The sequence below is a fragment of the Wolbachia endosymbiont of Mansonella perstans genome, assembly GCF_020278605.1.
Lineage (GTDB): Bacteria > Pseudomonadota > Alphaproteobacteria > Rickettsiales > Anaplasmataceae > Wolbachia.
The window spans coordinates 1-10,041 of record NZ_JACZHU010000035.1 but is presented as its reverse complement, the minus strand read 5'-3'; the positions used below and the strand labels follow the sequence as shown (position 1 = coordinate 10,041).

The 10,041-nt window shown below is 36.2% G+C and carries 8 protein-coding genes and 1 pseudogene; 6 read left to right on the top strand and 3 right to left on the bottom strand.

The genetic code is table 11. The features are described from left to right. The first annotated feature begins 421 nt into the window (after nucleotides 1–421). The 3 genes from IHO13_RS02870 (at nucleotide 422) to tgt (ending at nucleotide 4,465) form a co-directional block, all read left to right on the top strand. The gene (locus IHO13_RS02870) at nucleotides 422–2,467 is read left to right on the top strand and encodes an ATP-dependent DNA helicase RecG (protein ID WP_368666874.1); all 2,046 of its coding nucleotides are present in this window, start codon (nucleotides 422–424) and stop codon (nucleotides 2,465–2,467) included. Nucleotides 2,468–2,770: 303 nt separating this feature from the next. Further along, nucleotides 2,771–3,271, top strand: coding sequence for an NADH-quinone oxidoreductase subunit NuoE (gene nuoE / locus IHO13_RS02865; RefSeq protein ID WP_225538187.1), 501 nt, complete (start codon nucleotides 2,771–2,773; stop codon nucleotides 3,269–3,271). Further along, entirely contained in the window at nucleotides 3,272–4,465 is a 1,194-nt protein-coding gene (tgt, locus tag IHO13_RS02860) for a tRNA guanosine(34) transglycosylase Tgt (protein ID WP_225538186.1), read from the top strand. It abuts the gene before it with no gap. 160 nt (nucleotides 4,466–4,625) lie between these two features. On the opposite strand, the pseudogene IHO13_RS02855 reads toward tgt, so the two are convergent. Beyond that, nucleotides 4,626–5,418, bottom strand: a pseudogene (locus tag IHO13_RS02855) (Rpn family recombination-promoting nuclease/putative transposase). 247 nt (nucleotides 5,419–5,665) lie between these two features. Here IHO13_RS02855 and IHO13_RS02850 point away from each other — a divergent pair. Then, nucleotides 5,666–7,177: a proton-conducting transporter transmembrane domain-containing protein gene (locus IHO13_RS02850; RefSeq protein ID WP_225538185.1), complete on the top strand. Its 1,512-nt coding sequence runs from the start codon at nucleotides 5,666–5,668 to the stop codon at nucleotides 7,175–7,177. Here IHO13_RS02850 and IHO13_RS02845 read toward each other — a convergent pair. Further along, nucleotides 7,174–8,073 carry an FKBP-type peptidyl-prolyl cis-trans isomerase gene (locus tag IHO13_RS02845; RefSeq protein ID WP_225538184.1) on the bottom strand — a complete coding sequence of 300 codons (900 nt, stop codon included), beginning with the start codon at nucleotides 8,071–8,073 and terminating at the stop codon, nucleotides 7,174–7,176. The genes IHO13_RS02850 and IHO13_RS02845 overlap by 4 nt on opposite strands. Next, nucleotides 8,066–8,866, bottom strand: coding sequence for a polyprenyl synthetase family protein (locus tag IHO13_RS02840; RefSeq protein ID WP_225538183.1), 801 nt, complete (start codon nucleotides 8,864–8,866; stop codon nucleotides 8,066–8,068). Before IHO13_RS02840 ends, IHO13_RS02845 begins: the two co-directional genes overlap by 8 nt. 151 nt (nucleotides 8,867–9,017) lie before the next feature. Here IHO13_RS02840 and acpP point away from each other — a divergent pair, with 151 nt between their 5' ends. Together acpP and IHO13_RS02830 are read left to right on the top strand one after the other, a co-directional pair. Then, the gene (gene acpP, locus IHO13_RS02835) at nucleotides 9,018–9,284 is read left to right on the top strand and encodes an acyl carrier protein (protein ID WP_225538182.1); all 267 of its coding nucleotides are present in this window, start codon (nucleotides 9,018–9,020) and stop codon (nucleotides 9,282–9,284) included. A gap of 6 nt (nucleotides 9,285–9,290) precedes the next feature. Next, nucleotides 9,291–10,041 (top strand): beta-ketoacyl synthase N-terminal-like domain-containing protein (locus tag IHO13_RS02830; protein WP_304956701.1); only part of this gene is annotated, 751 nt, incomplete at its 3' end.

Below are 10,041 nucleotides of genomic sequence, written 5' to 3'. Positions count from 1 at the left end.
TAGTATCAAGTACTGGAATGACAAAAAAAGTCACTTGGATGTACCATAGACCTGTTATTCCAGCGCGTGAAGCACAGCTGCACGAACATTGTCCTACTGGAGGGTGTCATGCCAGTGCTTAACACTGGCATCCAGGAATTTTGTCAAGTAGGTGAGCATAAAAGTTATGTTAAAATACAACATTAATTATTATGGAGAACTGGATCTCAGTGTCGGAGTACTGGCATGACAAGAAATGGGTCTACTTGGATAATAAGAAAAGGAGCTACTTGAATTACACCCTTCGAGTGAGAGTTGCTCTCGAACTACAATGTTCCTAGGTTGTAGGATGGCGTTGTGATTTAGGAAGTTAGTATAGCTTAGCCATAAGATGACAGAATTTTAAGAAAGCCCTATTATGGATAAACAATTTTACACATGTATGAGCCTCAACGAACAACCAGATGTGCTAGCCTTTCTAAATGGCAAGCTGGAGAATATACCTAGGTTTCATTCCACAATATTGCATAAACTTTGTGGCGGAGATAGAGTAATGGACCTGCTGTTTTACAGGCCACACAGTTATATAGATAGGAGTAAATCGCTACTTGATGCTCAAGTTGGAGAACTTACAACTTTCATGGCAAAAGTTCATGAACATCAGCCACCAGATTTTAGAGGTAGGCCATATAAGATAGTCGTTGAAGGCGAAAGTCAGTACATATTCATAGTCTTTTTTAATTACTCAGTTAAATATTTATATAAATCATTTCCAATTGGAGCCCATGTAGTCATCAGTGGTAAACTTGATAAATTTGCCGGATATTTGCAAATTACTCACCCAGACTACGTATCGCTTAACGTCGACCAACTTGAAGAGATAGCTAGCATAGAGCCAGGTTACCAATTATGTCGCGGCATTACTAACAAGAGCATTAAAAACATAATAAATTCTAATCTAAAAGAATTGCCTGATTTACCAGAGTGGATAGATGGTAAATTAATCGAGCAAAAAAAATGGCTGAGTTGGAGAAAAAGCATTATAAAGCTGCACAGGCCAAGGTCATTGGCAGAAGCGGAAATTTGTCGGAAAAGACTTGCCTATGATGAATTATTTGCGTATCAACTAGCACTAAAACTTGCAAGAGAAAATCGCGTAAGAAAAGGGAGAAGAGAATTTACAATATCTAATAAATATAAAGAGCAAGTTTTAAATGGCTTGTCGTTCCAATTAACAAACGATCAAATTCGTGCAATAGATGAAATTTCAGAGAGACAAAAATCCAAATACCGCATGGTAAGCTTGCTGCAAGGTGATGTCGGTAGTGGCAAGACCGTGGTTGCACTTTTTGCGATGCTGAGTGTGGTGGAAAACAACATGCAGGCAGCTCTAATGGCACCAACTACTATCTTAGCAGAGCAACATTATAATTGGATCGAAGAGGCTTTATCTTGCACAGATATAAAAGTTGTTCTGCTTACTGGTAAAACTACACGCAAAGAAAGAAAGACTATCATGAACGAACTTGCAAGTGGTACTTTAAATATAGTGATTGGTACTCATGCACTGTTTCAAGCTAACGTTACATTTAAAAATTTAGGGCTTGCAGTCGTAGACGAGCAACAGCGGTTTGGGGTGATGCAGAGAAATTGTTTGGTAGGAAAGGGAGAAAATACTGACATACTTTTCGTTACTGCCACTCCTATCCCAAGGACTTTGCAGCAAGCCATGTATGGCGATGTTGAATGCTCCGTTTTAAAGGAAAAACTAAAATCTAGGTTGCCAATAAAAACTGTCATTATGAACATTAAAAAAGTACCAGATATTGTTGAAAAGCTTAAGGGTGCTATAAATAGGGGTGAAAAAGCGTATTGGATTTGCCCATATATAGAAAGAAACGAAGAACTAAATGTTGCTGCAGCAGAGATGCGCTTTCAGGAATTGCAAAAGACATTTTTTGATAAAGTTGGAATAATGCACGGAAAACTAGCTCAAGATCAGAAAGATCAAGCTATATTTTCTTTCAAAAGAAATGAATTTTCCCTCCTAGTTGCAACAACTGTGATAGAAGTTGGTATAGATGTACCAGATGCAACCATTATGATTATAGAAAATGCAGAGCAATTTGGATTATCGCAATTGCATCAGTTGAGAGGCAGAGTAGGACGAGGAAGTAAGCCATCTTTTTGCGTATTATTATACGATAATCTAAGCAAAAGCTCATTCTCAAAGTTAAAGATCATGTGTGAGTCACAAGATGGGTTTCACATTGCTGAAAAAGATATGATGCTAAGAGGTAGTGGAGATATATTGGGCATAAAGCAATCAGGATGCATGGAGTTTAAATTTGCTGACTTATACAAAGATAGAGAACTGCTCAACCTTGCATACAATAATGCAAAAAGTGCAATTGCTGAGAGTAAATCTTTTGAACTACTACTTGACATATTCGAGTATAGAAGTAGATTGCATTTTTCAAAATTTTAGTGAACTTCTTAGATGTATGTTTCCAGAGTGTGATGGTATCATAAAGCATGAGAAAAAAATACCATCACAGTAGGAATTATGGAACTGTAAATCTAAGACTTTAAAAAACGCCAATACTGAAAATAGACAATGGCCAGGGATTTTTTTGCCTTTTTTAGATTAGTAAATTCCTTAACGTTTATAGCTAAAGCAATTCAAGAGTACACAAAAAACGCCAAAAATAATTGTCTTTTCATGTGAGAGGTCTAATTGCAGTTGTTGATTCTTTAAGTATAATCTGTTGAGATTTACATGAACCTACAGATGAAAGAAAGAGAAGAGCAGTTTAGTTTTACATTGGAAAACCTCAAGAAAGCAAAGAAGTTTATAGAGATGTACCCAAAAGGTAAAGAAGGTAGTGCTGTTATGCCTTTACTATATCTGGTTCAAGAACAATGTAGATGGGTTCCTGAGTCTGCCATGCGCTACGTTGCTGATATGCTACATATTCCACATATTTGCGTATACGAAGTGGCAAGTTTTTACACCATGTATAATTTAAAACCGATGGGTAAATATCTGATACAAGTTTGTAGGACAACCCCTTGCTGGTTATGCAGTAGCGAAGAAGTTTTAAATACCTTTAAAAAGAGGCTTGGGATCAATATAGGTGAAACTACCAAAGATGATCTGTTTACTTTAAAAGAAGTTGAATGTCTTGGTGCATGCGTTAATGCTCCTGTTGTGCAGATCAATGACAATTTTTATGAGAATCTTACTCCTAAAAAAGTGGAAAATATCATAGCAGAGCTTTCAAGCAAATAGATGAAAAAAGAGTTCTCATTTAGGATAACCAAGCAATCAGGTTCTGCAAGAGTTGGCACAATTAAAACTCCAAATGGAAACATAGAAACACCAGCATTTATGTTTTGTGCAACCAAAGCTGCAATTAAGGCTGCAGATATTGAGAGAATCGGTGAAGCTGGTACTCAGATAATACTTTCCAACACCTATCACCTAATGCTCCAACCGGGGGAGGATACTGTGGCAAAACTTGGTGGTTTGCACAAGATGATGGGATGGAATGGACCGATGCTAACTGATTCTGGTGGATACCAGATATTTAGCTTGGGGCACGGATCAGTTTCAGAAGAAATAAAGGGAGTAAGAAAGAAACAAAAAACCCTGATTAAAATTAATGAGGATGGGGCAATTTTTCGTTCTTATATTAATGGTGAGACTTATTGTTTAACTCCTGAAAAATCTATACAAGTTCAACAAAAATTAGGTGCAGATCTAATCTTAGTTTTAGATGAATGCACACCATTTCACGTCAGCAAAGAATATACACAAAGATCAATGCTCATGAGCCATAGATGGGCTGAACGTTCTTTAAATGAACTTGAAAAAAGTAATGATGGCAAACAAGCACTGTATGGAATCAACCAAGGTGGAGTGTATCAAGATCTGCGCAGAGAAAGCTGTGATTTTATGAATGATTTACCATTTTTCGGTCAAGCAATAGGTGGATCACTTGGTCAGAGTAAGAAACAGATGTATGATGTAGTTTCTTTTACCATGAAGCACTTAAAAAAAGATAGGCCTACTCATTTGCTTGGTATTGGTGGGATTATGGATATCTTTCGTGCAGTAGAGCTTGGGATTGACACGTTTGATTGTGTGCATCCAACTCGCCTGGCAAGACATGGTGGTGCACTTGTTAAAGTGAAAAATAGGAATTCTATTGCTTCAAAGTGTAAGGAGTATGTTAATTTGCGAAATCAACAATTTGAGCTAGAAAATAGTCCAATTGAAAGTGATTGTTTGTGTTTTACCTGCAGGAAACATTCGAGAGCTTATATACACCATTTATTGAAAGCTAAAGAACTGCTAGCTTACACCCTCATTACCATTCATAATATTTTCTTCATGAATAAGCTTATGGAATCAATAAGACAGGCAATATTAAATGATAGGTTAGATCAGGAAAAGAGTAACTGGGTTAGTGAAATGCCGTAGCCTTTACATCTGAGTCTTGCGTTTAAGTGGTATAACAATAAGTGATCAACTAATGAGAACAAAGGCACCTGGGTGTTAAGCTATTTCTTCCCGGAGTTATACAATTTCAGCTTTAGGAAGACCAGTAGATTCAGTTGCTAAATCAACAGATACACCAACTTTAAGTAGGTTTTTGGCCTCTTTCTTCACCGGTCTGGATGCCGTATTCTTGGCCGATTTGGATACCTTTCTCTTCAACAAGATCAAGTCTATATGCATGATGGCCTCTTCTTTCCGCAGATCCATTACTCTTTCTTCATACGTTAATAAATCTCTCTCATTCCAACGAAACTTGTCTAACTCATCGTATTCTAGCTTTATTATTGGTAATTTTTCTGCTATATTCCTTAAATCTTCATCTGTAGTATCCTCTGCATACTTGAAAAAGAAACACCACCTTTCTACTGTGTTTTCTAGCTGTTCTACTTTATTTTTTGGGAATTTAGGCAGCTTAATAAAAACGAATTGAAAATCTTTTAAGTAATGTCTGTTGGTTTTTATATCCCGTATATTGTGAGTGGAAATATACTTAACCTCTGGAGTAAATAGCGTACTATTGGAAATAGCATAAAGAAAACTTTCTTTAAGTCTATGTAATTGCCAGATTTATCTAATTCTTAGCAGTGTAAAGTTGAGCGTGTTTTTCAAAGTCTTTATCGCGAGCGAGCTGCATCTCTGCAACATACTGTTTCTGTGGGAATCCTTCCAAAGGATGTTAACAATGCTTTGCTTATCGGAGGTAATTTCAGGATCCATAATAGTGCTAAGGAACTCAACTTCTTGTATAGTATCTATTCCTGTAAATCCTAAAATATCATTGAGAAAGTGAATAATAATATTTTTATTCTTTTTAAGCCAAAGATTTTTTTGAAGGTCAGGTCGAGCTTTGAATCGAGAAATTTTGATAAAGCCATGAGGAATGAACTTAAAAAGTATTAAAGATTATGCACTATTTTGAAGAAATATTCAACTTTTTTATATTTGCTCTATTAAATCTTATTTTTTAAGCTTAAATGTGTTAAACAAAAAAACAGCCTCTATGCACGGCCTTAGAATAGAATCTCAGATCTTGGATGTCCTTTTGTTACCAAAAAAAGTGGCAGTTTTTCTGTGACTTAAGTATAATTTTAGCTTTACCTAAACAAAAGAATGAATTATTTAATGGAATGTATTTTAACACCTCTTTCCTTACCATTTTTTATTGCTGAAAGTTATTTATTAATTACTGCACTGATTCCGCTGCTTGGCACAGTGGTTATCTTTTTTACCCACAAATGGCCTAGATTGAACAATAGCATTACTATTGCCTCTTCTATACTTCTATTTACGTATACGTGTCTGTGCACTTTACATTGGGCATATGGTGATCATTCTCAATTTATCCTTATGGATTTTGGCAGTAACTTGCACATTAGTTTAAAGCTAGAGTCCACTGGAGTGGTATTTAGTTTATTAATATCATTTTTATGGATATTAACTAGCATATACGCAATATGTTATATGCAGAATAACTATCCTAATAGTAGTTACTCAAATTTCCTTTGTTTTCTTTCAATATCGGTCAGCTGTGCAATGTTTATTGCTTTTTCTGGCGATTTGCTTACTACATTTGTCTTTTATGAGCTCTTGACTATAAGTACTTACCCTCTTGTCACCTATAACACAACAAATGAATCAATGATGGCTGGGCGTTATTATTTTGGTGTGCTGTTTTTTTCTTCCTTAGTGCTATTTTTTCCAGTTCTCGGTTTCTTATACAGCAAATTTCATACTTTAGATTTTGTAAGCGGTGGAATATTTAAATTTGACACTTCGCTTGTTACTTTCATTGCAGTGTGTTTTGCGATGCTGATTTATGGAATAGGCAAAGCTGCATTGATGCCAATGCATTTTTGGTTGCCAAAAGCAATGATTGCACCAACTCCTGTGAGCGCGCTGCTACATGCTGTTGCTGTTGTGAAATCCGGGGTTTTCATCATTATAAAAGTCATATTATACACTTTTGGCACCAATAATCTGCAACGCTTTGCACAACAAAGTTGGCTTGCTGGAGGATGGCTGCCTTATGTTGCAGGATTTACCATCATTGTTGCTTCACTGATTGCACTCAAGCAGAAGGAATTGAAAAAATTGCTCGCCTACTCTACCGTTTCCCAATTATCATATGTTACACTATTCGCTTCAATTTTTAGCGATCTTAGCGCAAAAGTTGCAGTTTTTCAGTTAGTTTGTCATGCATTTGCAAAAATTACTCTATTCTTTGTTGTAGGCAACATAATAATGAAAACAGGTGAGAAATATGTAGATAAAACTCACGGCATAGGACGAAATATGCCGATTACTATGGCAGCATTTACTATAGGTGCGTTATCTATGATCGGAGTGCCACCTGCTCCAACTTTCTGGGGTAAGTTTCTCATTTTGCAGGCTGTTTTTAGCTCTGGCAATGTAGCACTTTCTGTATTTGTTACTCTTGTATTAATAGTAAGTACTATACTAAATGCTATGTACTTTTTGCCAATAATTTACAATGCTTTTTTCTCAAAGCCTTCCGAGAATTTTTTCGTTAAAAAGACACCTATTTTTCTGATTTTACCACCAGTTATCACTGCGATATGTACTTTTGTTATTTTCTTCAGTTACCAAGTAATATTTAAAGTATCTTGCTTTTAAGCTTTGGCATCTAAGCTGAGATTAATTATGGAAACATTTTCTTTGTCAAAATCTATGTCTCCGATTAACATACTATCAGTAACGTTCAAAAGTTCTGGTGGAGAAATGATAGTTCTGTTATTACCAGCTCTCATTCCAACCACTCCAAGCTCTATGGCAAGCGGTACCTTTTTATCACCAACTTTGAATTGCACTGTTTGATTCTTGATTATATATTTACCATCATGCTCCATTACGCTGTACTTAATTAACACCTCATCACCACATCTTACTTGTTTCCCAGCCCTATTAATTAAGTCATTGAAAATCATCATATTATTTACTGAGTCGGGATATCTATCTTTTACCTCGATTAGTTTGACATAGTAAGAGTTAAAGCTCGTTTTGTTGTCATTGGTAATGTTTATAGTAACTACACGCTCTCCTCCTTCTTTCATACCCATTATTCCTAGGCCCACCTCTTTCCAATCATCTTGACCTATTTTTAAAGTAACATTAGGGACTTGATTCGGAAGTGGTATTGCTGGGTTATTAGATATTTTATACATTTGCATCAGAACTTCCTGACCACATAGAGCTCTGCTGCCACTGCCTTCTGTAAATTCATAAAAGTTTATTGAATTTTCCTCTCTTTCCTGCTGTGTTATCTCTTTTAAATACTCCTTCAACCCATGCTTTTCGATATAGTGGTCAAGTGCTGATTCAAGTATTGGCTTCACTAGGTAATATACTATTGTCTGTACCAAGGTATCATTCGTAGTATTTAACTCATAAAGCTTGTCTCTCTTTTCTGGTCTGCTTTTGTTTATTTGGACGACGATAAACACAAAAGAAGAAGTTAAAGTGAAAGTTATTACTATGGAAATAAGCAATTGTAATATAATTTTCCTAACCATCGTTTTTTACCTGATTCAATAAACTATATAAATAATTAGTTTCATCTGAAAGCTTACTCAATTTATTCAAAGCTTGTTTAAAGAGACTTTCTATATAGTTCTTTGTTTCACTTTTACCAAGTATAGACATCAAGTTACTTACTTTATCTTGTTTGTGGTCTTCAATATCATCTTTGGCTTGAAAAATAAGCCCTAGATTTATTCCATAGTCATGTAACGCTCTTCGTTGCTCATCTGTAGCATTTCCCATTATAGCCCCTATTTCACATGAAGCTGCAAATAGTTTTGCAGTTTTTAATAAATGGGTTTCTTTTATTTTGAGGAAATCTGCATCAATATCCAAAATCTGTCCCCCTACCATTCCCTTAGTTCCCATCGCTTGAGAGAGTACTTTTATAATTTCACAGCATTTATTGTTATCCTCATTTAGCGAAGATAGTATTTCAAAAGCGAGGGTAAGCAGCGCATCTCCAGCAAGCACCGCTGTTGCTTCGTCAAATCTTTTATGGCAACTTAGCTGACCTCTGCGAATATCGCTATTGTCCATACATGGCAAATCATCGTGAATTAGAGAGTAGGTGTGAACACACTCAACTGCCACAGCAATTGGCATTACTTTCTCAGCTTTCACATTAAATACTCGTGATGAAGCTATGACTAAAAATGGACGTATATATTTTGCAGGAGCAAGAAGGACATAACGCATAGCTGATATAAGCTTGCTTTGGCTATCTTCAGGTAGAAATTTGCTTATTTCTGCGATAAGTAAATTTTTTGTTATTTCGTCTAGCATTTGCGAGTTTGTTAATTTTCCAGCACACAATGTTGAAGAATATTTCAGCTAGGGCAATAGAAAGTTTTGTAATAGTCTATCAACCATAAAAGGTATTGCAAACATGAAAATTTTTTATAACATCAAAGAATAGGTTATTTCTTGGTAAAAAATGAGTAGCGAATTAGCAAAAAGCACCAGAGAAGACATAGAAGAAAAAGTAAAAAAGATTGTGCTGGAGCACATTAGTAAGGATGTGGAGAAATTTAGCGGCTCCTCAAAGCTTTCAGAGCATGGCGCAGACAGTTTAGATGCAGTTGAGATAATCATGGCGGCAGAAGAAGAGTTTGGTATAGAAATTCCTGATGAAGATGCGCAAAAAATGGAAACTGTAGAGCAGATAGTTGAGTACATCAGTGACAAAAAGAACAATAATTAGTATTAAATGAGCAGAAGAGTAGTAGTTACCGGTATTGGCTTAATTACTCCACTGGCAGCAAATGTTGAAAACACTTGGCTTAAGTTAGTAGGTAGTGAGTCTGGTATAAAGGAAATCAGCAGGTTTGATGCTTCCGATCTTGCTTGTAAAATCGCAGGACAAGTTTCCCTACAAGGTAATAACATTGAGCACTGTTTTAACCCGCTAGATTATATCTCTGAAAAAGACCTAAAAAGGACAGATCGTTTTATCCATTACGGTATTGCAGCCACTATTCAGGCAGTGAACGATTCACTAATTTTAGAAAATCAAGATATTGATCGAGAACGAGTTGGTGTGGTTGTTGGCTCTGGTATAGGTGGTCTTCCATCGATTCAGGAAAATGTAATTATTATGCAGGAAAAAGGGCCTAGACGTGTCAGCCCATTTTTTGTCCCTGCAAGTTTGATAAATTTGATATCTGGCCATATTTCTATTAAATATGGATTTACAGGCCCAAACGATTCAGCGGTAACCGCATGTGCAACAGGTGCGCATGCAATCATAAATTCAGCAAGAGCTATAAAACTTGGTGAAGCAGATGTAATGATTGCAGGTGGGGCAGAAAGTGCACTTTGTAGGGTTGGAGTTGCAGGCTTTGCATCTATGAAGGCACTATCAACTAAATTTAATGACAAGCCTGAAGAAGCTTCAAGACCGTGGGATGAAGAACGCGATGGATTTGTTATGGGTGAAGGGGCAGGTATACTAGTATTGG

What these genes read in the sequence shown, in the direction of transcription:
- IHO13_RS02870 (WP_368666874.1), top strand. Translation starts at nt 422, where the DNA reads ATGAGCCTCAACGAACAACCAGATGTGCTAGCCTTTCTAAATGGCAAG.
- nuoE (WP_225538187.1), top strand. Translation starts at nt 2,771, where the DNA reads ATGAAAGAAAGAGAAGAGCAGTTTAGTTTTACATTGGAAAACCTCAAG.
- tgt (WP_225538186.1), top strand. Translation starts at nt 3,272, where the DNA reads ATGAAAAAAGAGTTCTCATTTAGGATAACCAAGCAATCAGGTTCTGCA.
- IHO13_RS02850 (WP_225538185.1), top strand. Translation starts at nt 5,666, where the DNA reads ATGGAATGTATTTTAACACCTCTTTCCTTACCATTTTTTATTGCTGAA.
- IHO13_RS02845 (WP_225538184.1), bottom strand. Translation starts at nt 8,073, where the DNA reads ATGGTTAGGAAAATTATATTACAATTGCTTATTTCCATAGTAATAACT.
- IHO13_RS02840 (WP_225538183.1), bottom strand. Translation starts at nt 8,866, where the DNA reads ATGCTAGACGAAATAACAAAAAATTTACTTATCGCAGAAATAAGCAAA.
- acpP (WP_225538182.1), top strand. Translation starts at nt 9,018, where the DNA reads ATGAGTAGCGAATTAGCAAAAAGCACCAGAGAAGACATAGAAGAAAAA.